This is a genomic window from Gallibacterium faecale, from assembly GCF_027920745.1.
Lineage (GTDB): Bacteria > Pseudomonadota > Gammaproteobacteria > Enterobacterales > Pasteurellaceae > Gallibacterium > Gallibacterium faecale.
In genome coordinates this window covers 1-23,311 of record NZ_JAQIBB010000057.1, presented here as the reverse complement: position 1 = coordinate 23,311, position 23,311 = coordinate 1, and the positions used below count along the sequence as shown (strand labels likewise).

28 protein-coding genes and 1 tRNA gene are annotated in these 23,311 nt (G+C 37.2%); 22 read left to right on the top strand and 7 right to left on the bottom strand.

Features of this window, described 5'->3' with window-relative positions:
• Positions 1-94 precede the first annotated feature (94 nt).
• The gene (locus PF272_RS05980) at positions 95-316 is read left to right on the top strand and encodes a transcriptional regulator (protein ID WP_271142029.1); all 222 of its coding nucleotides are present in this window, start codon (positions 95-97) and stop codon (positions 314-316) included.
• Between the two features lie 65 nt (positions 317-381).
• Here the strand turns inward: PF272_RS05980 and PF272_RS05975 are convergent, their stop codons facing one another.
• The 3 genes from PF272_RS05975 to PF272_RS05965 all read right to left on the bottom strand — a co-directional run bounded on the left by PF272_RS05975 (position 382) and on the right by PF272_RS05965 (position 1,492).
• Positions 382-624, bottom strand: coding sequence for a hypothetical protein (locus tag PF272_RS05975; RefSeq protein WP_271142028.1), 243 nt, complete (start codon positions 622-624; stop codon positions 382-384).
• Positions 625-732: 108 nt separating this feature from the next.
• On the bottom strand, positions 733-1,050 hold the full coding sequence (locus PF272_RS05970; protein ID WP_039088910.1) for a hypothetical protein: 318 nt from the start codon (positions 1,048-1,050) through the stop codon (positions 733-735).
• A gap of 193 nt (positions 1,051-1,243) precedes the next feature.
• The gene (locus PF272_RS05965; protein ID WP_271142027.1) at positions 1,244-1,492 is read right to left on the bottom strand and encodes a hypothetical protein; all 249 of its coding nucleotides are present in this window, start codon (positions 1,490-1,492) and stop codon (positions 1,244-1,246) included.
• A gap of 194 nt (positions 1,493-1,686) precedes the next feature.
• Between PF272_RS05965 and PF272_RS05960 the strand changes: the two genes are divergently transcribed.
• The 14 genes from PF272_RS05960 to PF272_RS05900 all read left to right on the top strand — a co-directional run bounded on the left by PF272_RS05960 (position 1,687) and on the right by PF272_RS05900 (position 8,830).
• On the top strand, positions 1,687-2,319 hold the full coding sequence (locus tag PF272_RS05960; RefSeq protein ID WP_271142026.1) for a hypothetical protein: 633 nt from the start codon (positions 1,687-1,689) through the stop codon (positions 2,317-2,319).
• Positions 2,319-2,579: a hypothetical protein gene (locus PF272_RS12980; RefSeq protein WP_413789429.1), complete on the top strand. Its 261-nt coding sequence runs from the start codon at positions 2,319-2,321 to the stop codon at positions 2,577-2,579. The genes PF272_RS05960 and PF272_RS12980 overlap by 1 nt, the downstream gene beginning before the upstream one ends.
• A gap of 86 nt (positions 2,580-2,665) precedes the next feature.
• Positions 2,666-2,920 (top strand): hypothetical protein, encoded by a 255-nt coding sequence (locus PF272_RS05955; RefSeq protein WP_271142025.1) that lies wholly within the window; start codon positions 2,666-2,668, stop codon positions 2,918-2,920.
• Between the two features lie 10 nt (positions 2,921-2,930).
• Entirely contained in the window at positions 2,931-3,227 is a 297-nt protein-coding gene (locus tag PF272_RS05950; protein WP_271142024.1) for a hypothetical protein, read from the top strand.
• On the top strand, positions 3,217-3,447 hold the full coding sequence (locus tag PF272_RS05945; RefSeq protein WP_271142023.1) for a hypothetical protein: 231 nt from the start codon (positions 3,217-3,219) through the stop codon (positions 3,445-3,447). Before PF272_RS05950 ends, PF272_RS05945 begins: the two co-directional genes overlap by 11 nt.
• An 11-nt stretch (positions 3,448-3,458) precedes the next feature.
• The gene (locus tag PF272_RS05940; protein ID WP_271142022.1) at positions 3,459-3,737 is read left to right on the top strand and encodes a hypothetical protein; all 279 of its coding nucleotides are present in this window, start codon (positions 3,459-3,461) and stop codon (positions 3,735-3,737) included.
• Positions 3,737-5,869, top strand: coding sequence for a replication endonuclease (locus PF272_RS05935; protein WP_271142021.1), 2,133 nt, complete (start codon positions 3,737-3,739; stop codon positions 5,867-5,869). Before PF272_RS05940 ends, PF272_RS05935 begins: the two co-directional genes overlap by 1 nt.
• Positions 5,832-6,125, top strand: a complete 294-nt coding sequence (locus PF272_RS05930; protein ID WP_271142020.1) for a hypothetical protein — start codon at positions 5,832-5,834, stop codon at positions 6,123-6,125. The genes PF272_RS05935 and PF272_RS05930 overlap by 38 nt, the downstream gene beginning before the upstream one ends.
• A gap of 2 nt (positions 6,126-6,127) precedes the next feature.
• Positions 6,128-6,526, top strand: coding sequence for a single-stranded DNA-binding protein (gene ssb / locus PF272_RS05925; RefSeq protein WP_271142019.1), 399 nt, complete (start codon positions 6,128-6,130; stop codon positions 6,524-6,526).
• Positions 6,527-6,538: 12 nt separating this feature from the next.
• Entirely contained in the window at positions 6,539-6,838 is a 300-nt protein-coding gene (locus PF272_RS05920; RefSeq protein ID WP_065236456.1) for a hypothetical protein, read from the top strand.
• Positions 6,839-7,393, top strand: a complete 555-nt coding sequence (locus PF272_RS05915) for a phage N-6-adenine-methyltransferase (protein ID WP_271142018.1) — start codon at positions 6,839-6,841, stop codon at positions 7,391-7,393. It begins immediately after the preceding gene.
• A gap of 39 nt (positions 7,394-7,432) precedes the next feature.
• Positions 7,433-7,663 carry a single-stranded DNA-binding protein gene (locus tag PF272_RS05910; protein ID WP_271142017.1) on the top strand — a complete coding sequence of 77 codons (231 nt, stop codon included), beginning with the start codon at positions 7,433-7,435 and terminating at the stop codon, positions 7,661-7,663.
• Positions 7,664-7,675: 12 nt separating this feature from the next.
• Entirely contained in the window at positions 7,676-7,975 is a 300-nt protein-coding gene (locus PF272_RS05905; protein WP_065236456.1) for a hypothetical protein, read from the top strand.
• A gap of 234 nt (positions 7,976-8,209) precedes the next feature.
• The gene (locus PF272_RS05900) at positions 8,210-8,830 is read left to right on the top strand and encodes a P22AR C-terminal domain-containing protein (protein ID WP_271142016.1); all 621 of its coding nucleotides are present in this window, start codon (positions 8,210-8,212) and stop codon (positions 8,828-8,830) included.
• On the opposite strand, the gene PF272_RS05895 is transcribed toward PF272_RS05900, so the two are convergent.
• From PF272_RS05895 to PF272_RS05880, 4 genes are all read right to left on the bottom strand, one after another.
• Entirely contained in the window at positions 8,827-9,828 is a 1,002-nt protein-coding gene (locus tag PF272_RS05895; RefSeq protein ID WP_271142015.1) for a tyrosine-type recombinase/integrase, read from the bottom strand. The two genes, PF272_RS05900 and PF272_RS05895, sit on opposite strands and share 4 nt — an antisense overlap.
• 239 nt (positions 9,829-10,067) lie before the next feature.
• Positions 10,068-10,154: transfer RNA gene (locus PF272_RS05890), tRNA-Leu, on the bottom strand.
• Between the two features lie 128 nt (positions 10,155-10,282).
• Complete coding sequence (locus PF272_RS05885) at positions 10,283-10,732, bottom strand: DUF441 domain-containing protein (protein ID WP_271142014.1); 450 nt, start codon at positions 10,730-10,732, stop codon at positions 10,283-10,285.
• 13 nt (positions 10,733-10,745) lie between these two features.
• On the bottom strand, positions 10,746-11,672 hold the full coding sequence (locus PF272_RS05880; protein ID WP_065234855.1) for a LysR family transcriptional regulator: 927 nt from the start codon (positions 11,670-11,672) through the stop codon (positions 10,746-10,748).
• 139 nt (positions 11,673-11,811) lie between these two features.
• On the opposite strand from PF272_RS05880, the gene metE reads away from it, so the two are divergent.
• The 7 genes from metE to PF272_RS05845 all read left to right on the top strand — a co-directional run.
• A complete protein-coding gene (gene metE, locus PF272_RS05875; RefSeq protein WP_271142013.1) occupies positions 11,812-14,070 on the top strand; it encodes a 5-methyltetrahydropteroyltriglutamate--homocysteine S-methyltransferase in 2,259 nt (752 codons plus the stop codon).
• Between the two features lie 518 nt (positions 14,071-14,588).
• Complete coding sequence (gene rng, locus PF272_RS05870; RefSeq protein ID WP_065235254.1) at positions 14,589-16,073, top strand: ribonuclease G; 1,485 nt, start codon at positions 14,589-14,591, stop codon at positions 16,071-16,073.
• Between the two features lie 299 nt (positions 16,074-16,372).
• Positions 16,373-17,827: a metalloprotease TldD gene (gene tldD / locus PF272_RS05865; protein WP_271142082.1), complete on the top strand. Its 1,455-nt coding sequence runs from the start codon at positions 16,373-16,375 to the stop codon at positions 17,825-17,827.
• 204 nt (positions 17,828-18,031) lie between these two features.
• Complete coding sequence (locus PF272_RS05860; protein ID WP_271142012.1) at positions 18,032-19,240, top strand: aspartate aminotransferase family protein; 1,209 nt, start codon at positions 18,032-18,034, stop codon at positions 19,238-19,240.
• Between the two features lie 80 nt (positions 19,241-19,320).
• Entirely contained in the window at positions 19,321-20,217 is an 897-nt protein-coding gene (corC, locus tag PF272_RS05855; RefSeq protein WP_065236448.1) for a CNNM family magnesium/cobalt transport protein CorC, read from the top strand.
• A 63-nt stretch (positions 20,218-20,280) separates the two neighbouring features.
• Entirely contained in the window at positions 20,281-21,831 is a 1,551-nt protein-coding gene (gene lnt, locus PF272_RS05850) for an apolipoprotein N-acyltransferase (protein WP_271142011.1), read from the top strand.
• A 186-nt stretch (positions 21,832-22,017) separates the two neighbouring features.
• Positions 22,018-23,311, top strand: a 1,294-nt coding sequence (locus tag PF272_RS05845; RefSeq protein ID WP_271142010.1) for an ATP-binding protein, incomplete at its 3' end; no start/stop codon positions are given.

The window sequence follows — 23,311 nt, the reverse complement described above, 5'->3', positions numbered from 1 at the left end:
CTAAAGTTTCATTCGACAAGTCAAAAAAAAGTTGACCATACAAAACTTTAGTTTTATATTATATGAAATTTTAGTTAATCTTTAGGTGTGAGATATGAAACTTAATATCGAAAAGGCAGTGTTTATTTGTGGAAGTAAAACAAAACTAGCTGAAATTTGTGGTGTTACATCACAAGCTGTTAGCAAATGGACTGCAGGAAAAGCAAAAATCTCTATTGAATATATTCCAGGAATTATCCAAGCAACTAACGGTGAAGTAACCGCAAGAGATCTCCGTCCTGATGTTGATTGGGACACGATTAAGGCAAGTTTATAAAGGAAAGGTGGTGTATATGAATAAGAAAAATCCCCTAAAACCTACAAGGGGAAAGTATAAAAATTCTATTGTGCAGTATGTGGCTTGGCATTTAGTAAAGCATCTATGTCGATTTTCTCTTGAAAAACAGCCAATGCCCGAATCATTTCTTGTGTTGCCTGTGGTGAGAACTGAATCTGAAATTCCATTTGTCCACCGTCTGATAAAAAGTGATAACTCTTCACTATTAATTCTCCAGAATCCGTATTCAAAGAGATCTTCAAAGGTGAATCAACATAAAAAGGAGCAATAAGACTTTTAGTATCCATAAATTTTTCCTAGTTAGATAGATTGAGGAATAAAGTTTAACAAAATTTAGGTGGTGTAAATGGCAAAAATTAGAAAACGCCCTACAAGTAAGGCGTTAAACACGAAAGTCAATTTTTCTCGGTCAGTTGACAATGTATTTGTTGTAAATCGGTTATCAGTGTATTTAGGTAATCCCTGCCAGTGTCGTCATCAGGTGAGAGCTGCTGTTTTAACTGTTGATAATCTTCAATCTGCTTTAGATAAAATTGTGAAAGAGGCTCTAGATCGACCGACGGCGGCAAGAGCGAAATTAAAAGATGAGTATTAAGTGATAGTTGTTCTAGTTGGTGAGAAATAATGGTAGCAAATAAATTTTGGCGATCAATGCGTTTTTGTATTTGCTGTTCTAACTTTTCTAACCGAGCTTCTAAATTTTTAGTATCCATAAATTTTTCCTAGTTAGATAGATTGGGGAATACAGTTTAACAAAATTTAAGGTGGTGTATATGTGTAATCAATGCAAAAAACAGAAACAAAGCCCAACAGATAATCACGTTGGGCTGGTAAGCGGAAAATTTACTGTGCGTTGTAATCAAGATGGACAGTATCGTTTAGATTTTAGCTTATTTGATTATGGCTTTACTTGTCGAGAAAAGATTCAAGCTCGTCAAATAATGCTTCAAACTCTTCTGCTTGATCTTCTTCAAGCTCAAAGTTCTCTAAGTGCTGGTAGCGTACGTGTTCATAAAGCTGCTCGAGTAGGGAGCGTTGATTTGAAGTTAAAAGCGGTTTTAAGAGATCAAGAATAGTGCTTTTGGCTTTGAGTTGGTTCGCTTGTTCTTCATTTTTGACGGTCAGCTCAATAATTTCATTTTCATCATTGCTCATAGATGTTTCCCTTATGGGGTTAAATGGAAATTTAGCATAGCATAAAGTTTTATAAGGGAAAATAAACCAGTTAAGGATAAAGATGAGAAATCGTAACAACCATGTAAGCATAGCGTACCTCGCAACATTAGTTTCTTTTATAGCATTTGTGTTAATACAAATGATTTTAGCGTAACGGTAAAAAGGTGGTGTAAATGAAATCTTTAAATTCTACCCCTTATTCTTCTGACGATAATAAGGATTCATTAAATCAACAGGACGGTAATTATCTAAAGGTATATCCGCTTCTAACATTGGATCGATTGAAATTGCAAGCTGAACGAGTTGCTCGACTTGTTTATGTTTCCCTTGATCATGTAGCTTACGAAGCTGCTCACACAGAAACCAAGCCATATCCGCAGGCTGAAACCAATTATTTAAACCTAATTCGTAAAATTGGCGAAGAATTTTATCAGTTAGATGATGGTGTTCAGATTGTTGAAGTGATAAAAGCAATGCCTGATAAAAATAGAGCAAGACCGATTTATCAAAATGTTTCTTTTTTGGAGGTGTTATGTTTGCTGCGGTCGTTTGGGTTACCGCTTGATGGCGAGATAAGTTTTTATCGTCATTTTGCATTTTTTGCTCCTGCGTTAGATGCGTTAGCTAAAAAAAGCGAAAGATTATTAGGCGAGCTGTTGACATTATTAGTACTAGTTAAGCTTGCACAACATTATCAAGATTTTAATCCAGATGACAATGAGAAATTTTCTGCATTCATCAAAGCGTCATTTTCTCAATGGATTAATGGGTTTGTTGATGAACTTATTAAACAAGGTGGTAAATAATGGCAAATATCGATCATCGCTGCACAAACTGCGGGAGTCCAAATTTAAGAGTGAGGACGTCGGAAAAGGTAGGGTTACTCGTCATTGGTACTACCCTTTATTGTAATAACTGCGGGACAAAACTTGAGGTAAAAAGTCAGATTATGCGTGTATTCACGCCGACATATCATGAGCGACCAGAAGCATTGCGAATAAATAAGCCGTTGTTACAGATAGACAATAAAACGTTAGATATGTTCGAAGCAGAACAACAGTCGTAATTCTTTTTTAATTAACACACTGTGCAAATTATAGCCTTTTTCACAAAGGGCGAGTTTTTTGCACCCTAAATTCGAGGATTTGAACAATGATTAAACAACCTTATCGCTACAAAGTCGTTAAGCAACAGAAGAAACGTATCAACCTTATCAAGCTGGAACAACGTATTGAAGCGTTAGAACGAGCTGTCGCACAACAAAATCGGATGAATGCACATATTGCAAGCAACAATCAGATTATCAATTTAGCAAACGAAAGTTTGTTAGATCGAGTGGAAGCATTAGAAGCATTGCACTACAAGCCAACGTTTTTGAGTTGGTTATTTGGGAAATTAGGTAAGTAAGGGGTTGGCTATGACTGCTGCAAATTTAGCAAAAGATGAGTTTTTTAAATCATTTCATCGACTTTACAACGAGTCAGATTTTGCGGCGGAGCGACTTTTTGAACAGTTAACGTTAATGCAAAAAACGGCGGTGGCGAGAGCGGCTAGCGTTGAGTTTAAGCGGCATTTGCGTGATTACGACATAGAAGATAGGCGAAAAATTGGTAACGCTATACGGCAAATTAAGACGATTGCAAGCGCATTTAATTTACCTGTTAGCGTAAATGATTTTTTAAAAGTGGATTCAGAGGTGGTGTATGAAGATTAAACAAAAATTAAACGTTAACCGTGAAATGGTGAACGGGTCAATTTATTACTTTACGGAGAATTGCTTGGGTTATTTGGGGTTGTGTAAGCATAAACCTCGTGCTGAACGAGTGAAGTTATTAGCTAAGGCAAGTCTGCAACGAAAAGCTGCAGCGGAATTTATTCAGTTGCGAGCAAGAATTAATAAAACCTTAGCGGCAACTTATATCACTTTACATTAGGAGTAACCACAATGGGCGAACGTATCTTTTTTGATTTGGGCGAGCGTTTTTGCGTACAACGTACGGAAAACGGTCAAGGTTTTTGTAAGACATCATATGCGTTTGATGTGGAACATGGGGTTTGGAAGCCAGCTGAAATCACAGAATACCCTAATTTTGAAGACTTATTGCTAGCGATTTTTAAGGAGCAATTTGCTAAGACTGATCGCTCCCCTGTTGCGGTATTTGATGCCGTCAATGCGGTTATCGGGCAGATGAAAGAAGAAGTTATTCGGGTAAGGGATTTGTAATGCAATACGCCACAGTTAGACAGTCATCTGATTATATTAAGACAGATCGTGTTGCGCCAATGGGCTTAACCCCGGTGCAATACGAGCTGTTTAATTGTGGCGATGATGACATTTTTAAATTCGGGTATGCCAAGTTAAAGGGATTACCCGATTTTTTAAGTAAGTATTTTGTTAAGCGTTATTTAAAAACGTTTCGGAAGTCGGGTCGTTTTACGGCGAATACTTGGTTACGCACGACATTAGATAATGGCGTGCTTGAGCGCGTTGAGAATGTCTTACAACGTCACCCGATCATCGAAACGGTTAAAGTTTCGGAAAGCAATATTCAGACGATTGATGAAGACGGAAAGCGAATCAATACGACAAAAACTATCGCATTACACGAGTTTTCTCGCCATCAGGTTGTTGAGTTTGCAAAAAAAATTGCTGATGAAATGTTTATTGTTCAACAGGATTTTTTAGACGAAAACTTACACTCCTGCAAAACAAAAGAAGCTATCGATAAAAAAGTCAAAAGCCTGTACTACAAACTTGGTCGCTTAACCGAGTTAAAAGGGATTACACCGCAATTTTGGGACAAATATCACAAGGGCTTAATCACATCTGAGCAAATCGGCATCAGTATCATGAAGATGTGTGATGAAGATTGGTGGACGCGGAAACTTTGGCAAAAACGTTCTTATTTGCGTGAGCATTTAGCGATTGCGGTCGGTCAAGTGCAAGCAGCGGCGAGTCCTTATGCTAGCCGTGAAGCGATTGCGGAATGGCGGACGCAAAAGAAGAAGAATAGTCAGTTTCTGAAAACAATGCAGCTTATCAATGAAGAGGACGAAGAAGAGCAACTCGGACTTGATGAGATGTTTTATAAAACCGTTTCTAATCCTGCGATTCGCCGTTGTGAGTTGATGAACAGAATGCGTGGTTTTGAAGAGTTGGCAAAGATTTATGGCTATGTTGGTGAGTTTTATACCTTGACTGCTCCCTCCTCTTATCACGCTATCCACTCTAAAGGCGGTTTCGTTAAAAAATGGAATTTTAGTAATCCACGCGATACGCAAGATTATTTATGCCGCGTTTTTGCCCGCGTTCGTGCTGCATTGAAAAGACGCAACATAAATATTTTTGGTTTTCGTGTTGTTGAGCCACACCACGACGGCACACCGCATTGGCATATGTTGTTCTTTATGGAACAAAAGCACGTGGAAACCGTACGTGCCATTTTTGCGAAATATGCACTTGAGGAAGACGGTAATGAGGCTGGGGCAAATGAACACCGTTTTACCGCAAAAGCGATTGATTGGGAAAAGGGATCGGCAACTGGCTACATTGCGAAATACATCGCTAAAAACATTGACGGTTACGCTTGTGATGATGATGTGGACGATGAAACAGGCGAGAAATTAAAAGATGTGGCAAAGAATGTTTGTGCGTGGGCATCTAAATGGAGAATTCGTCAATTTCAGCAAATCGGTGGTGCGCCCGTTTCGGTTTGGCGTGAATTACGGCGTAAACATGGACAGTTAGTTGGCGACCAACAAATCGATGCGTTAATTCAAGCAGCGGATGATGGCGATTGGACAAAATATACCGAGTTACAAGGTGGGGCATTTGTCAGCCGTAAAGATTTAGTTGCGCGCACTGTTTATGAAGATAGAAAACCGAATAAGTACGGCGAAATTAGTAAAAAAATTATCGGTATTTTTAATCAACTTAAGCCTATTTTTGAGTTGATTGGTACGCGGTTGAAAAAATGGAAACTGGTTAAGAAGTCGGTTTTAGCTTCACAACAGGAATTAGTAAATCATTCGGTGCGTAGCACCGCTTGGAGTTCTGTCAATAACTGTACGGATCAAAAAATAGACAATATTGGCGAGGAGATTAACACAGACGAAAAAATAGACAAAGAACAGCAGGTACAAGCGTTAATCAGTAGAAAAATTGGTTGGTTATTACGCAAGAAAATTCGGTTAACTGATGAAATGTATAACGAATTGGTGCGAACTGGTTCGGTGAGAGTGAAAGATGGTCGTTATTTGTCAGTCGATTATGGCGAATTGCGGTTGAGTTATTTAAAACGAAATGAGGTTACAGAAAATGATTGGAAAAATTCAAGAACAAAAACAATTAATTAGCAAATTATATCTTCAAATAGATACCGCAGATGATATATGTCGAGAGATGTATGATTTCTGGCAAGATACATTTATTAATGGTGAGGAGGTAAAAAATGAAGAGTTTAATCATGAATATAATTTAGATGATATTAAAGTTTCTATTGATAACGCTATCAAGTTATTAAATGCAGCAAAACAAACAATAGCAGCGTTAAAAAAAGAAAACATAACAACCGCTGCACAAATATCAAAATTATATGATAGCGAGGAATAATGATGGCTGGAGTAAATAAAGTGATCATTGTCGGCAATATCGGCAACATTGACGTGAAGATTTTTCAAACTGGGTCGATTGCGAATGTGAGCGTTGCTACATCAGAAAACTGGGTAGATAAAGAAACGCAGCAGAAAAAAGAGCGTACCGAATGGCATAGAGTGATTTTTTATGGGCGATTAGCGGAGATTGTGCAGCAATATTTAAAACGAGGATCAAAGATCTATGTTGAGGGAAAATTGCGAACTCGTAGTTATGAGAGCCAGGGCGTTACGCACTACATTACTGAGATTATCGGTGAGCAGTTGCAGATGTTGAGTAGTAAAGAACCAACCACAACAGAAACAAAAAACAATCATCAAGCAGTACAAACTGATGATTGCCCGCCGTTTCCAGTTTAACGTGAGGTGATTATGGAACAAATTACAAACCAAGCACTATTAGAAAAATTGCAAGCAGTAGAAGCGTTATTACTGCAGCAAAAAGAACCTCTAACAGAAGATAGTAAAGAGCTTTGGACAGTAGCTGATATTGCAGCTTATTTTAAGTTAAGTGAGCGTCATATTCGTGGCGCTGTAATTGCTGATCCATATTTTCCGCAACCTGTTCAAGTTCCTTCACAGCGTGACATTAGAAAGAAAAGCTCAAGTTTACGTTGGATTGCAGGCGATGTAGTGCGGTATGCAGAGAGGAAAAAGGCGAGGAGAGTTTAAATGGATAAATTAATAGAATATCAACATTTATTAACTGTTAATAAGCCATTTATTATTGATAATTTAAAAGAGAAAGATTACTGGGCCACACCAAAAGAGGTAGTAGAAAATATTCAACGATTAACTGGGCTTAACTTTAATCTTGATGCTTGTGCAAATAAGCAAAATACAAAATGTGAGGAGTTCATAACTGAAGAACAGAACACATTAATTACAGATTGGGGTAAATACAAGCAAGTGTTTATGAATCCACCTTATTGTAATCCATTACCTTTTATTATTAAGGCTGTTAATGAATGTTATCGGAATCACAATCAAGTGGCCATATTATTAAACATTGATACATCTACAAGGTGGTTTAAAGTTTGTGAAGTATTTGCAAGCCAGATTTATTTTATTACTAGTGGTCGAATTTCTTTTCTTGATTATCGAACAAAAGAAAAAGTAAAAGGAAACAATAAACCACAAATGATAGCCGTTTTTTATCCGCCTTGTTCCAAAAAATATAATAATAAAGTTCAAACATATTTTATTGATATTAATAATTTACAGTAAAAGAAAAGGAATAATAAAAAATGACAAAACCAATCCTTGATGCGTGTTGCGGTGGTAAAATTGCAGCAATATTTAAAACGAGGATCAAAGATCTATGTTGAGGGAAAATTGCGAACTCGTAGTTATGAGAGCCAGGGCGTTACGCACTACATTACTGAGATTATCGGTGAGCAGTTGCAGATGTTGAGTAGTAAAGAACCAACCACAACAGAAACAAAAAACAATCATCAAGCAGTAAAAACTGATGATTGCCCGCCGTTTCCAGTTTAACGTGAGGTGATTATGGAACAAATTACAAACCAAGCACTATTAGAAAAATTGCAAGCAGTAGAAGCGTTATTACTGCAGCAAAAAGAACCTCTAACAGAAGATAGTAAAGAGCTTTGGACAGTAGCTGATATTGCAGCTTATTTTAAGTTAAGTGAGCGTCATATTCGTGGCGCTGTAATTGCTGATCCATATTTTCCGCAACCTGTTCAAGTTCCTTCACAGCGTGACATTAGAAAGAAAAGCTCAAGTTTACGTTGGATTGCAGGTGATGTAGTGCGGTATGCAGAGAGGAAAAAGGCGAGGAGAGTTTGACAGTTTTATTTTATCGGGTTAGGATAGCCGCACTTACTTTTCAAAAGCGGCGTCCGCTCCGATAATTTGCGGTTTTTTGTACCTATATTTTAGGTTATATCCGATGAGATCGGGGTGAGAGAACGACATACAATACATTTGAATAAGTTCCGCCCATCTTTTGGAGGGTAAGTTGAACCCCGATCACCCACTTAGTGTTCGGATTAATAACTTAAATCCAAAAGGTACAAAATTATGTCAAACCAAATTTTCAATTTTAATTCCAATCCTGTCCGTGTAGAGCTTTTCAACAATCAACCATACTTTTGTTTACTTGACGTCTGTGGAATTTTTGAAATCCAAAATTCTCGTAGAGTTCAACGTCAAATGTTAGATCCTCAAGGTGTACGTTTGGCGTACACTTTGGCAAAAGATGAGAAACAGAGAAAAACAGCATTCATTAATGAACCAAATTTATATCGAATTATTTTCCGTAGTGAAAAACCTGTGGCAAAAGAATTTCAAAACTGGGTATTTGAGGAAGTCTTGCCTCAAATCAGAAAAACGGGTCGTTATCAACATACTACCCCTGTAAAACAATACTATATTCATTTTACGGAAGAGGAATTAAAGGAACTTGCTTGGCTTTGGCGTTCTGCGTTGCGAATGGTTAAATTTAGTCAAGACCTGGTGAAGCCGTTAAATTTATTAAATTCTTCGTTAGCAGGTCAAGCTTTTGGACAAGCTACGGAATATCACTCTCAACTTAAAAGAACACAACCGATTATTCAGCGAATTACTCAAGATTTTGAGATTGGGCATTGGAGCGATGAAAGTTGGAATCGGGTTTTACCTCTTATTAGAAATAATATTTAATCAAGTAATTTAACCACATCAACCATATTCGGGGCATAGTAAGTATTAAGCAGAATTTTAATATCTCTATGCCCTGATATTTTTGCAAGCGTCATTACATCAACTTTTTTGGCGAGCCGTGTTAGCGCTTCACGGCGGGTATCGTGGAAATGTAAGTTTGCATTATCTAATGCTGCTTTTGCTTTTAACTTTCGGAAATTGGCATCTAGTTGTGCTGGCTTTAGTTGGAAAATGAGATCAGTGTCATCAGTTTTTATTTTTTCCATTTGTTGAATAATTTCCATTGCAATTAATGATAGTGGAATATCTCTAGGATGTCCGTTTTTAGTTTGTGGTAAATGTAATAGCCGTTTATCCATTTTGAGATCTTGCCATTTTGCGTTACAGATTTCTCCAGCTCGCATTGCGGTTTCGAGTGCAAATAACATTGCGGCTGCAACTCTATTTTGTATCGTTGTTGGGATCTGTTGCTTGTTATAATCTGCAACAAATAAAATTCTGTTTATTTCCTCTTCACTTAATCGGCGTGTTCTTTCTGGCGGTTGACTTGGTCTTTTTAGGTTTTTGAGTGGGTTTTCTTTTAGGTATTTCCATTCTGTTACTGCGGTATTTAATAGGTGGGATAAAGTATTCCATTCACGCAATACCGTCGCAATACTAACTTCTTTTTGGCGTTCTTCTTTCCATTGTTGAAAATGGTATTCGTCTAAATCACGTAAGTTAATTTGTCCAATTTTTCTGTTACTAAGCCTTGTTAGGCGAATAACTTCATTTTTATAGCTTCGTTTTGTGATGGATATTTCTTTGATGTATTTATCAATAAGATCTGAAAATGTAATGTTTGGTATGTGATTTAGATCACCATTGAAAATTTTACTTTCCATTTCTAAAGCCCACGCCTGTGCTTCTGCTTTTGTGCGAAATTGAGCTGAACGTGAAATGCCTTTTCGTCTTATTTGTACTCGCCAGCCGTTGTTCCGTTTTGTTAATGTAGCCATTATTTCTTTCTCTATTTTTGGGTGCAATTTCTGGTGCAATTTGGGTGCAAATAGATAATAAATGAGATCATTTCAGATCATCAAGACGACAAAATAATAGCAATTTACTGTATATCTGTACAGTGTTATTGGAAATATTTTCTTGTTAATTTTTGGCGTAAGTTGTTGATATTATGAGTATTTTAGGCAATAAAAAACCGCCTTTTTATCGGCGGTCTTTTTTTTTGAAAACTTTTTAGTGGTGCCTAGGGTCGGACTCGAACCGACACGCTTTTAAGGGCGGCGGATTTTGAATCCGCTGCGTCTACCAATTTCGCCACCCAGGCAACAAAGAACGGAGCAAATTATACGGATGTTTCGAACTGTTGCAAGTAGAAAATAAGATAAAGCGTCTATTCGTTGTTATTTTCAGCAACTTTCTCTGATTTACTGATCTGCTCCGCTATTCTCTTATCTATTTTGTTAAAACTAATGACAATATCCCAGCAGCAATTAATGGACCAACTGGCACGCCACCTAAGAAAGCAACACCAATGATTGTGCCAATTAATAATCCTGTTACTAAAGTTGGTGCACCTAGCATTAATGTCGCGCCTCGTGCACCAAGCCAAGCCACCAAAATCCCCACTACTACCGCTAATAACATTTTCCAATGCAATAACTCTTTAATTTCAGGCAGACTAATTTTGCCGGAAACTAAGGGGCTTAAAACCCCAATCGTCAAAATGATAATACCAACACTTAAGCCATATTTGTCTAGCCACACCACATATTTAGATAATGCCGTTTCATGCATTAACAATAAAACTGTCGCGGCTACCGTAATAGAATTGTTATGCCCAACTACGCCTAATGCAATTAATACCACTAGAAACAATGCAATTCCGTTGAATTGTAAAGACATCTTCTCTCTTCTCCTAATCTAAAACCACTAATCCTGGTAAGGTGGCAAAACTTTTATTTTTTACCGTTTCATAAAAATCATCAATATAAGCAATCCCCTGATCTTCTGCACGGATTGCTGCATATAAATTACTATATAGCCCTTTATCTGTAATCTTTCGAGCTACAACATATCCACGCTCTAAATAAGGCAAAACAGCCCAATAAGGTACTGCCGCTACCCCACGCTTACTCGCGACTAATTGTATCATTGCAATGGTTAATTCAGTAGTTCTTCTTATTGGATTAATACCCGCTGGTTTTAACACTTGGCGTAATAAATCCAGCATCTCGTCTGGTACGGGATAAGTAATTATCGTTTGATCGATAAAATCTTCTGCTTGCCAAACCTCTTTTGAGGCTAACTCATGGTCTCGAGAACAAATACCAACCATTTCATAGGCAAATAATGGACGATAAATCACATCGCTATTTTCTTCTACTTCAGCAACCACAGCCCAATCTGCACGATCGGTTAATAATAAGCCAACAGGATCAGTATGGAACCCTGACACAATATCTAACTCAACTAATCCCCAATGCTGACGAAATTCATCCATCGCTGGCATTAGCCAATCAAAACACGTATGACATTCTACTGCAATCCGTAATTCCCCAGCCTCGCCTTGTTGTACCCGAGCTAAATCACGTTCTGCCATTGCTACTTTAGGCAATACTTCATTAGCTAATTGGATTAAACGTTCTCCTGCTGCTGTAAAGCGTAACGGATTCGTTTTGCGTTCAAATAGAGGTAAACCAAATTGTTCTTCAATCAATTTTAATTGATGAGAAAGTGCCGATTGCGTTAGATAAACACGTTTTGCAGCCGAAGAAACACTACCAGTTTCTTTTAAGGCTAATAATGTTTTTAAATGGCGGAGTTCTAAAAAAGTAGGTTTCATCTGTATTAAATTAATTCATCTTATTTATGAAAATTATGAGCTTTCATCATACAGGATTTTTCGCTATTCTGCATTGCAGATAGACGTTTAGCCGTCTATTTGAAAGAATTTTTAATAAAAATATTATGGAGAAGCGATTATGACAGTATTTCATTTAGCCGGTTTCCCTCGTGTTGGAGCAAAACGTGAACTTAAATTCGCCCAAGAACGTTATTGGCGCAAAGAACTTTCAGAACAAGATTTATTAACCGTAGCAAAACTATTACGTGAAAAAAATTGGAAACACCAAGCGGAAGCAAATGCAGATTTTGTTAGTGTCGCTGATTTTACTTTCTATGATCATATTTTAGATTTACAAGTTGCCACAGGTTCTATTCCTGCTCGTTTCGGTTTTGATAGTCAAACATTAACATTAGATCAATATTTCCAACTTGCTCGTGGTAATGAGAGTCAATTTGCGATTGAAATGACAAAATGGTTTGATACCAATTATCACTACCTTGTCCCTGAGTTTCATAAAAATACAGAATTTAAAGCTAACCCAGCTCACTATGTGCAACAACTTGAAGAAGCTCAAGCATTAGGTTATCAAGCAAAACCAACCTTAGTCGGTCCACTCACCTTCTTATATCTTGGTAAAGAAAAAGGTGAAACCTTTGATCGTTTATCATTATTAGAAAAACTCCTACCTGTCTATGAGCAAATTCTTGATGCATTAGTCGCAAAAGGTGCCACTTGGATTCAAATTGATGAACCTGCACTAGCACTTGATCTCCCTCAAGCTTGGCTAGATCAGTTTGCCCCTGTATATGCACGTCTTGCTAACAAAGCAAAAATTTTATTAGCGACTTATTTTGGTTCTGTTGCAGAACACGCCGCTTTATTAAAATCATTACCTGTTGCAGGTTTACATATTGATGTTGTTCGTGCTCCTGAACAATTAGCCACTTTTGCTGATTACGATAAAGTGCTTTCTGTTGGTGTTATTGATGGTCGTAATATCTGGCGTGCTAATTTGAATAAAGAGTTAGATTTACTTGAGCCTTTAAAACAAGTCTTTGGAGATAGATTATGGATCGCACCAAGCTGTTCACTGCTACACGTTCCTTATGATCTTTCCGTTGAAACACAATTAAATGCAGATATTCGTTCTTGGTTAGCATTCTGCTTACAAAAAGTTGAAGAGTTAAGTATCTTGAAGAAAGCATTAGATCAAGGTCGTGCTTCAGTACAAGCTGAATTAGAAGCAAGCCAAGCCGCAGCTGATGCTCGTGCTAATAGTAAAGTAATTCATCGTCCAGAAGTTGCAGCTCGTTTAGCAGCATTGCCAGCAAATGCAGATCAACGCAAATCACCATTTGCTGAACGTATTAAACTACAAAAAGCATGGCTAAACTTACCATTACTACCAACTACCAATATTGGTTCGTTCCCACAAACTACGGAAATTCGTCACGCTCGTGCAAAATTTAAGAAAGGTGAACTTTCTGCTGCTGATTATGAAGCGGCAATGAAGAAAGAGATTGAATACGTTGTTCGCCAACAAGAAAAATTAGATTTAGATGTTCTTGTACATGGTGAGGCAGAACGTAACGATATGGTGGAATATTTTGGTGAGTTACTTGATGGTTTTGCTTTCACCAAATTTGGTTGGGTACAAAGTTATGGTAGCCGCTGTGTAAAACCACCTGTTATTTTCGGTGATGTTGTGCGTCCACAACCTATGACTGTCGCTTGGTCAACTTACGCGCAAAGCCTCACTAATCGTGTTATGAAAGGTATGTTAACTGGCCCTGTCACAATTTTACAATGGTCATTCGTACGTAATGATATTAGTCGTGAAACTGTGTGTAAACAAATTGCTTTAGCTTTAAATGATGAAGTTTTAGATTTAGAAAAAGCAAGTATTAAAGTTATCCAAATTGATGAGCCGGCTATTCGTGAAGGGCTACCATTAAAACGTGCTGATTGGCAGGCTTACCTAGATTGGGCAGGACAAGCATTCCGTCTTTCTTCTAGCGGTTGTGAAGATAGCACACAAATCCATACCCATATGTGTTATTCAGAATTTAACGATATTTTGCCAGCGATTGCAGCATTGGATGCCGATGTTATCACAATTGAAACCTCTCGCTCTGATATGGAATTACTCACTGCATTTGCTGATTTCAAATATCCAAATGAAATTGGTCCAGGTGTATATGATATTCATAGTCCTCGTGTACCAGCAGAAGCAGAAATTGAACATTTATTACGTAAAGCGTTAAATGTGATTCCTAAAGAACGTTTGTGGGTTAATCCAGACTGTGGTTTAAAAACGCGTGGATGGCCAGAAACCCTTGCAGCGTTAGAAAATATGGTGAAAGTCACTAAGAAATTACGTGCAGAACTTGCCTAATTTTTGTTAAGTAATCCCCACACCTATGTGGGGATTTTTAGTTTGATGACAAAATACTTTATTTCCCGTCTTTTGACTCGAGTGTAAATAATTCCATAATAGATCTCCCTCTTCAATGAAATGAAGAGAGCTGGGGAGATTTAAATAAATACTGTCCATCAGTTACAAATTGCTTCAGATTCCCCTAGCTCTTCAATCTTGAATGGGAAAGTTAAGCGTGTAATGAGGTAATATTCACTCTTACTCTTCAATGAAATGAAAGAGAGAAACCAATCATGAAATAGATTCTTGGCTATTTTAATCTTTATTGGATGGGCTCATTAGTTCTTGCCCTAAAGCTAGTCTTTTCATTATTCATCTCCAACCTCAACCCAACTCACTTCCCACCAACTGGTGGGATAATCACCACAAGAAATGATATTAAGCAAAGATTGTGTAGAACACCTCAAAATATTCTAGGATTTAATTTTCGATTTCGTTAGACTAACGCACAGTGTCATATTATTAGGATAATAAACATGGAAAACGGTAACAAAGTCGAGTTGTTGGTCAATGTTACCCCGAATGAAACAAGGATTGCGCTCGTTGCTGCGGGCATTTTACGTGAAGTTCACGTTGAACGGGAAACAAAACGGGGAATTGTTGGCAATATTTATAAAGGTCGTGTCACAAGAGTATTGCCGGGGATGCAATCCGCATTCGTGGATATTGGCTTAGAAAAAGCAGCTTTTTTACACGCTTCAGATATTGTTTCACATACTGAATGCGTTGATGAAAATGAACAAAAGCAATTTGTCGTTAAAGATATTGCAGAATTAGTCCGTGAAGGACAAGACATTGTTGTGCAAGTGGTGAAAGATCCTCTTGGTACAAAAGGGGCACGTTTAACTACCGATATTACCCTGCCTTCTCGCTACTTAGTATTTATGCCTGAAAATAGCCATGTTGGTGTGTCACAACGAATTGAAAGCGAAGAAGAAAGAGCAAGGTTAAAAGAACTTGTTACGCCGTTCTGTGATGAACTTGGTGGTTTTATTATTCGTACTGCGTCAGAAAATGTTTCTCTCGAAGAGTTACAGCAAGATGCAGACTTCTTAAAACGTTTATGGCGTAAAGTATTAGAACGTAAAGTACGTTCCACCGCACCAGCTATGCTTTATGCTGAACCTGCACTTGCCCAACGAATTATTCGTGATTTCGTGGGTATGACGTTAGATAGTATTCGTATCGACTCCAAATTAGTTTATTTAGAAGTCAAGGAATTTATTGAAGAATTTCTGCCTCAATTAACGCAAAGTTTATCGGTCTATACTGGACCACAACCACTCTTTGATATATATGGCGTCGAAGAGAGTATCCAAAAAGCCTTAAATAAACGGGTAAATTTAAAATCTGGTGGCTATTTAATTATTGAACAAACCGAAGCCATGACAACGATTGATATTAATACTGGTGGTTTTGTTGGACATCGTAACCTAGAAGAGACCATTTTTAATACCAATATTGAAGCGACTCAAGCCATTGCCCATCAATTACAGTTACGTAATCTTGGCGGTATTATCATTATTGATTTTATTGATATGCAGCTTGAAGAACATCAAGAGCGAGTCCTGCAATCTCTCAAAGAAGCTTTAGCGAAAGATCGTGTAAAAACTACCGTCAATGGTTTTACGCAACTGGGATTAGTAGAAATGACTCGTAAACGTACTCGAGAAAGTTTAGAACACGTTCTCTGTGAAGAGTGTCCTAACTGTCAAGGTCGTGGACGGGTGAAAAGTGTGGAAACTGTTTGTTACGAAATTGCGCGCGAAATTATTCGTGTCCACCACCTCTATTCCAGCGAACAATTCTTAGTTTATGCTTCTCGTGCTGTTGCTGAGCATTTAATTAATGAAGAAACTCACGCATTAATCGCAGAAGTAGAAGTCTTTATTGGAAAGAAAGTACAAATTAAGATGGAACCTTATTACACTCAAGAACAGTTTGATGTTGTGGTAATGTAACTTCTCCAGTGAAAAATAACGAGTGAGATCGCTATTATTTGGCGATCTCAACCTGTATCAAACCTAAAATCTCAATACACATTTGATCAATAGTTAATAGATTTAATCACCATTACTGTTTCTTATTCCAATCAAACAGATGCAAGAGAGAAGAAGAACAAGTTAAACCGTTTAATTAATAAAATTAGTCCTAAGTTAAATGACATTAACGACAAACTGAATATAATATTTCCCTATTCTCAATTTATTTAATCCATTTTGTAACAATAGCCGTATTTATTTAAAACAATATGAAAAAAATCATTAACCAAGTTGCAGACAACTTACTCGCAGCAAATCAATTATCTCTTCAACAATTACCCAATCTCTTCAATCTTTTTTCTGATCGCCAAATTGATTTTGCTGATCTCTTTTTCCAAACCTCGATGGATGAAGTCTGGACATTAGAAGATGGCATTATTAAAGAAGGGGGATTCCATATTGATCGGGGTGTTGGTGTTCGTGCGATTAGTGGTGAAAAAACTGGTTTTGCCTATTCAGATGTGATTAATTTTGCCGCTTTACAAGATTGCGCATTAGCCGCAAAAGGCATTGCTCAAACGAAACAACCAGCAGCATCTATTTTCACACCGCAAGGATTTACCCCTGTTGAACCAACCCTGCGTTATGCTGCAATTAATCCTCTCGATACCCTTTCTCGAGAAAAGAAAATTGAATTATTACGATTAGTTGATCAGGTTGCACGAGCTGAAGATCCTCGTGTTACCCGTGTTTCTGTAAGCTTATCCACACTCTATGAAGAAATGTTAGTTGCTGCCACTGACGGCACATTAGCAGCTGATATTCGTCCATTAATCCGTTTATCAATCTCTGTTTTAGCTGAACAAGATGGTAAGCGTGAACGTGGTAGTGCGGGAGTGGGTGGACGCAGAAGTTTAACCTGGTTCTTTGAACAATATCAGGGTGAACAACGTGCGGTCTATTTTGCGAAAGAAGCAGTACGCCAGGCATTAGTTAATCTAAGTGCAGTGGCGGCGCCAGCGGGTATGATGCCTGTTATTCTAGGAGCTGGCTGGCCAGGTGTATTACTGCACGAAGCTGTCGGTCATGGTTTAGAAGGTGATTTTAATCGCAAACAATCTTCTATTTTTAGTGGCAAAATCGGTGAACTCGTCACTTCTCCACTCTGTACGATTGTTGATGATGGCACACTCCCAGATCGCCGAGGTTCATTAACCGTCGATGATGAAGGTGTTCCTGGACAATATAATGTGTTAATTAAAGATGGCGTATTACAAGGCTATATGCAAGATAAGTTAAATGCTCGATTAATGGGAATGCAGCCAACAGGTAATGCACGCCGTGAATCTTACGCTCATCTGCCAATGCCTCGTATGACAAATACCTATATGCTGCCAGGGGAAAGCCAATTTGAAGACTTAATTGCGTCTGTAGATTATGGCGTGTATGCCCCTCATTTTGGTGGTGGGCAAGTTGATATTACATCGGGTAAATTTGTGTTTTCTACTTCTGAAGCCTATCTCATTGAAAAAGGAAAAATCACCAAACCGATAAAAGGCGCAACATTAATCGGCAGTGGTATTGAAGTTATGCAAAATATTTCTATGGTAGCGAATCAATTAGAAATCGATCATGGCATCGGCGTTTGCGGTAAACAAGGGCAAAGTGTTCCTGTTGGTGTTGGTCAACCTGCATTAAAAATTGAAAAAATTACTGTAGGTGGCACCAACTAAAATGAATTTTTATGCATTTTATTGACTATATATGCAATCAGTCGTATGCTTATTTCAGTTTTTACAACAAAGTAAATGCATTTATGTTCTTTACCCCTTCTGTTGCAGAATGGGGTATTTTTCTGTAGCAAATACAACACTCCCAGTAATAGACAATAAATGCATCATTCAATCGATAATTTATCAGGAATTTGAGGCAATACTATGACACAACAAATTACACGTAGCGACTTTGATCAATATTTAGTACAAAACTATTCTCCAGCAGATTTTATTCCTGTAAAAGGTAAAGACAGTCGAGTTTGGGATCAGCAAGGCAAAGAATATATTGATTTAACTGGCGGTATCGCAGTTAATGCTTTAGGACATTGCCCAGACGAACTGCTCGAAGTATTGCAACAACAAGGCGCTACACTCTGGCATTCTAGTAACTGGTTTACCAGTGAACCAACGATTGCATTAGCTAAAACATTAGTTGAAAAAACATTTGCTGAACGAGTGATGTTTGTGAACTCTGGTGCAGAAGCTAACGAAGCCGCTTTAAAATTAGCTCGCCGTTATGCGGTTGATCACTTTGGATATCAAAAAAGTAAAATCATCTCATTTAAACAAAGTTTCCATGGCCGTACGTTATTTACTGTCAGTGTTGGTGGACAAGCCAAATATTCCGATGGCTTTGGTCCAAAACCAGCCGATATTATCCACGTCCCTTTCAATGATTTAGACGCAGTAAAAGCGGTAATTGATGATCATACTTGTGCAATTATTGTTGAACCAATCCAAGGCGAAAGTGGCATATTGCCTGCAACACCAGAATTTTTACAAGGATTACGTCAACTCTGCGATCAACATCAAGCATTATTAATTTTTGATGAAGTACAAACTGGTGTAGGCCGTACAGGCTATTTCTATACCTATATGAAATATAATGTGATCCCAGATATTTTGACCAGTGCTAAAGCTTTAGCAAATGGTTTTCCTATTGGGGCAATGATGACAACCCACAAAATTGCAGCAAGTTTTAAACCTGGCGTGCATGGTACAACATTCGGTGGGAATCCTCTAGCTTGTGCAGTCGCTAAGAAAGCCGTTGATATTATTTCTGATGAAACTTTCTTACAACAAGTTCGTGCTAAAAGTGAATTGATTAAACAAACCATCGCACAATTTAATCAGCAAACACCGATTTTCAGTCAAATTCGTGGTGAAGGATTGTTAATTGGTGCAGAATTGATTGAAAAATATCATGGCAAAGCAATGGATTTTTGTCATCTTGCTAATCAATTTGGCTTGATGTTATTAGTAGCTGGCCCAAATGTAGTCCGTTTAGCACCAGCATTAAATATTTCAGTGCCAGAATTAGAAGAAGGTTTAGCCAAATTTGCAAAAACCTTGACTGAGTTTGCGAAATAATAAATCGTTATCTAGCAAAAAATAGGTAAATGTGATAGCTTTACAACGTTTAATTATCTTGGAGTAATCAATAAATCGTCATGAGTGAAGAACATTCGACAAATTCAACAGAATCCAATTCGAAAAAGAATTTTTTTCAATCGTTGTTAAATAATTTTTTCCCAGCAGAACCAAAAAATCGTGAGGAATTAGTTGAAACCATTCGTGATTCAGAGCAAAACGAAATTATCAATCAAGAAACACGACAAATGATTGAAGGCGTGATCGAAATTTCTGAATTACGTGTACGAGATATTATGATTCCCCGCTCACAAATTGTATTTATCAATGCTGAGCAAAGCTTATCTGAGTGTTTAGATGTAATCATTGATTCTGCTCACTCGCGATTCCCTGTTATTGCAGATGAACGTGATAATGTCATCGGGCTGTTATTGGCAAAAGATTTACTCAAATATTTACGCCCAGATTCTGAAGAGTTTTCCATTCACGAAGTATTGCGTCCTGCTGTCATTATTCCTGAAAGTAAACGTGTCGATAGAATGTTAAAAGAGTTCCGTTCAGAACGTTTTCATATGGCGATTGTTGTCGATGAATTTGGTTCGATCTCCGGTCTAGTTACGATTGAAGATATTTTGGAACAAATTGTGGGCGATATTGAAGATGAGTTTGATGAGGAAGATGTTGAAGATATTCGCCAACTTTCTAAACATACTTATGCCGTACAAGCCTTAACTGATATTGATGATTTTAATCACTACTTTGCCACTGGATTTACTGGTGAAGAGGTAGATACCATTGGCGGTGTCATTATGCAAGCCTTTGGTTATTTACCAACTCGTGGTGAAACCATTCAATTAGATAATATTGAATTTAAAATCACTTCTGCTGACAGCCGTCGTATTATTCAACTACGAGTAGTCATTCCTGATGAACAAATTGAAAAAATGGAACAGCAGAATATTACGGAAGAAGTTTAGTTTTTACCAAAATTTAATCATGAAAAACGGACATTATGTCCGTTTTATTATAAGAGTATGTCTATGCCACAATATTTATTCCCTTTATTCTCGATTTTAGGTGGAATTCTCGGGGTATTTGCCTACGCCCCTTTCAATTACAGCTTTTTAGCCTTTATCTCATTGTTTATTCTGCTTGCCTGTATCAAATACAGTAAAACGACTAAACAAGCCTTACTTTCTGCTTTTTTATGGGGATTAAGCTACTTTACCTTTGGACTAAATTGGATTCATATTAGTATTAGCCAATTCGGTGGATTATCATTACCTGTGGCCTATATTTTAGTTGTCCTGCTTGCGGCCTATCTTGCTCTTTTCCCTACCGTATTTACTTACTTAATCCGCAAGTTACACATTAGCCAATCTATCCTTTTTGCGATTTTATGGACTTTCACTGAGTTTTTGCGTGGCTGGCTATTTTCTGGTTTTCCTTGGCTACAATTTGGTTATACCCAAATTGATACTTTCTTTGCAGGTATTGCCCCTTTCTTTGGGGTACAAGGCATTACGTTTGTGATGATATGGCTATCTGCATTGGTTTTGAATGTGATTGATAGCCTATTTAGTAAACAGCCTCGTCATCTATTACTGATCAGTTCACAAAGTTTACTCGCAATTGTCCTTATCGCGTTAAGTTATTACAGCCAGCAGATTAGCTTTATCAAACAGAATACGGCAGAAAAACCACTTACCATCACTTTGGTACAAGGCAATATCGAACAGCAATATAAGTGGGATCCTGACTATATTTATCAGTCACTCGATATTCACAAAAACCTGCTCGAACCCCATTTAGGTAAAAGCGATATTATTATTCTGCCTGAATCCGTATTACCACTATTAGAGAATCAGCTTGAGCCTTATATTGCAATGCTCTCTCGTTTTTCTCAACAATCAAATACCGCTATTTTATTAGGCACAATTTACCAAAAACCTAATACTGATCAATTATTTAACTCTCTAATTGCATTAAACCCAGAACAACCTTATACCATTGATTCTGCACCACGCTATTTAAAACATCATTTGGTGCCATTTGGGGAATATATTCCCTTACCATTTGTAAAAGAGCTGTTCAATATTCCATTCTCGGATATGAGCGAAGGTAGCTACACCCAAGCACCACTTACGGTTAAAGGCGCTAATTTTGCTAATGCAATTTGTTATGAAATTATCTTTGATCGTCAAGTTCAACATAACGTCCAAAATAATAGTGATTTTATTTTAACTGTTTCTAATGATGCCTGGTTTGGTACCTCTATTGGACCTTGGCAACATTTCCAAATGGCAAGAATGCGTGCTCTAGAATTAGGCAAACCGCTTATTCGTGATACCAACACAGGCGTAACCGCATTTATTGATGCTCACGGGAAAATTATTAGCCAAGCCCCTCAATTTAAACCAACCACTTTAACCGCAAAAATTTACCAAACGATTGGTAAAACACCATTCTCTGTTTTTGGTAACACACCACTTTATCTACTTTCGATTATATTGTTAGTCCTACATCTACTAGTCAGTTTTGCAGGAAAGGTGTTGTTGAGGAAGGTTCAACATCCAAACAATAAGGAATAGAACAGTAATATAAAGACAAAAGCCAACAATGTTGGCTTTTTTTGTTTTATTTTCAGCAATTCATTTGAAAAAGTGTGGACTTTTATCATTTTTTAGTTTGAAAAAATGAGATTTTTACCATTTTTTCATTTGAAAAAATGTATTCTTCTATATAAGATAAATAAAATTTCTCAATCACTTTACTGTATGCAACGAAAAATCCTTAAATCACTAGAACATTGGAAAGCAAAAGTTCAACGCAAACCTTTAATTATTCAAGGTGCTAGACAAGTTGGTAAAACTTGGATTATGAAATATTTTGGTAAAAATTTTTTTAATAAATATGCCTATATTAACTTTGAGAATAATCCTCGCATGAAATCACTATTTTCTGGTGATTATGATATTAACCGTCTAATTTTAGGCCTCAAAATTGAAAGTGGAGTAGATATTCAGGCAGAAAATACTCTACTTATTTTTGACGAGATTCAAGAAGTACCACAAGCGTTATCTGCCCTAAAATACTTTTATGAAAAGGCCCCACAATTTTATATTATTGCAGCAGGTTCCTTACTCGGCGTATCATTACATCACCAGACCTCCTTTCCTGTAGGTAAAGTTGATTTCCTATCCATGTACCCAATGGATTTTTCTGAGTTTTTACACGCAATAGGCCAAAACGAATTAGTACAACTATTAGAATTACAAGACTGGCCTCTAATTTCTGCAATGAAATCTTCTTATATTGATTTACTACGCCAGTATTATTTTATTGGGGGAATGCCAGAAGCAATACAAACATTTATAAATAGTAAAAATTTTGAAGATGTTAGACTAGTTCAACGGAATCTATTAATAGCATATGAACAAGATTTTTCTAAACATATTATTGATGGACAAACTATTCAAAAAGTACGCTCTGTATGGAATGCGATTCCTGAACAATTAGCAAAAGAAAATAAAAAATTTATTTATTCACAATTACAAAAAGGCGCAAGAAGTAAAGACTATGAAATTGCCCTTCAATGGCTAAAAGATAGTGGTTTAGTTTATGCCATACCACGAATAAAAAAACCGCATTTACCTTTATCCACTTATCAAGATAATGCATTTAAATTATTTGGTTTAGATGTCGGATTATTGGCTGCACAAAGTTATTTGGATATAAGTACTTTACTAGAAGGTCACCGTATTTTTAGTGAATTTAAGGGAGCATTAACTGAACAATATGTCTTACAACAAATTATGGCTAACCAAGAAAATCCTATTTTCTATTGGGCAACAGAACGAGGCACTGCAGAAGTAGATTTTATCTTACAACAGAAACAAAATATTATCCCAATTGAAGTAAAAGCTGAAGAAAACTTAAAAGCAAAAAGTTTGAAAGTATATGTAGAACAATTCCAACCTAAACAAGCCGTTCGATTTTCTATGGCAGATTATCGAGAACAAGATTGGTTAGTTAATGTGCCATTATACGCTATAAGTACAATCGTAAGAT

Coding starts and splice junctions, on each gene's coding strand:
- PF272_RS05980 (WP_271142029.1), top strand. CDS start 95: ATGAAACTTAATATCGAAAAGGCAGTGTTTATTTGTGGAAGTAAAACA.
- PF272_RS05975 (WP_271142028.1), bottom strand. CDS start 624: ATGGATACTAAAAGTCTTATTGCTCCTTTTTATGTTGATTCACCTTTG.
- PF272_RS05970 (WP_039088910.1), bottom strand. CDS start 1,050: ATGGATACTAAAAATTTAGAAGCTCGGTTAGAAAAGTTAGAACAGCAA.
- PF272_RS05965 (WP_271142027.1), bottom strand. CDS start 1,492: ATGAGCAATGATGAAAATGAAATTATTGAGCTGACCGTCAAAAATGAA.
- PF272_RS05960 (WP_271142026.1), top strand. CDS start 1,687: ATGAAATCTTTAAATTCTACCCCTTATTCTTCTGACGATAATAAGGAT.
- PF272_RS12980 (WP_413789429.1), top strand. CDS start 2,319: ATGGCAAATATCGATCATCGCTGCACAAACTGCGGGAGTCCAAATTTA.
- PF272_RS05955 (WP_271142025.1), top strand. CDS start 2,666: ATGATTAAACAACCTTATCGCTACAAAGTCGTTAAGCAACAGAAGAAA.
- PF272_RS05950 (WP_271142024.1), top strand. CDS start 2,931: ATGACTGCTGCAAATTTAGCAAAAGATGAGTTTTTTAAATCATTTCAT.
- PF272_RS05945 (WP_271142023.1), top strand. CDS start 3,217: ATGAAGATTAAACAAAAATTAAACGTTAACCGTGAAATGGTGAACGGG.
- PF272_RS05940 (WP_271142022.1), top strand. CDS start 3,459: ATGGGCGAACGTATCTTTTTTGATTTGGGCGAGCGTTTTTGCGTACAA.
- PF272_RS05935 (WP_271142021.1), top strand. CDS start 3,737: ATGCAATACGCCACAGTTAGACAGTCATCTGATTATATTAAGACAGAT.
- PF272_RS05930 (WP_271142020.1), top strand. CDS start 5,832: ATGATTGGAAAAATTCAAGAACAAAAACAATTAATTAGCAAATTATAT.
- ssb (WP_271142019.1), top strand. CDS start 6,128: ATGGCTGGAGTAAATAAAGTGATCATTGTCGGCAATATCGGCAACATT.
- PF272_RS05920 (WP_065236456.1), top strand. CDS start 6,539: ATGGAACAAATTACAAACCAAGCACTATTAGAAAAATTGCAAGCAGTA.
- PF272_RS05915 (WP_271142018.1), top strand. CDS start 6,839: ATGGATAAATTAATAGAATATCAACATTTATTAACTGTTAATAAGCCA.
- PF272_RS05910 (WP_271142017.1), top strand. CDS start 7,433: ATGCGTGTTGCGGTGGTAAAATTGCAGCAATATTTAAAACGAGGATCA.
- PF272_RS05905 (WP_065236456.1), top strand. CDS start 7,676: ATGGAACAAATTACAAACCAAGCACTATTAGAAAAATTGCAAGCAGTA.
- PF272_RS05900 (WP_271142016.1), top strand. CDS start 8,210: ATGTCAAACCAAATTTTCAATTTTAATTCCAATCCTGTCCGTGTAGAG.
- PF272_RS05895 (WP_271142015.1), bottom strand. CDS start 9,828: ATGGCTACATTAACAAAACGGAACAACGGCTGGCGAGTACAAATAAGA.
- PF272_RS05885 (WP_271142014.1), bottom strand. CDS start 10,732: ATGTCTTTACAATTCAACGGAATTGCATTGTTTCTAGTGGTATTAATT.
- PF272_RS05880 (WP_065234855.1), bottom strand. CDS start 11,672: ATGAAACCTACTTTTTTAGAACTCCGCCATTTAAAAACATTATTAGCC.
- metE (WP_271142013.1), top strand. CDS start 11,812: ATGACAGTATTTCATTTAGCCGGTTTCCCTCGTGTTGGAGCAAAACGT.
- rng (WP_065235254.1), top strand. CDS start 14,589: ATGGAAAACGGTAACAAAGTCGAGTTGTTGGTCAATGTTACCCCGAAT.
- PF272_RS05860 (WP_271142012.1), top strand. CDS start 18,032: ATGACACAACAAATTACACGTAGCGACTTTGATCAATATTTAGTACAA.
- corC (WP_065236448.1), top strand. CDS start 19,321: ATGAGTGAAGAACATTCGACAAATTCAACAGAATCCAATTCGAAAAAG.
- lnt (WP_271142011.1), top strand. CDS start 20,281: ATGCCACAATATTTATTCCCTTTATTCTCGATTTTAGGTGGAATTCTC.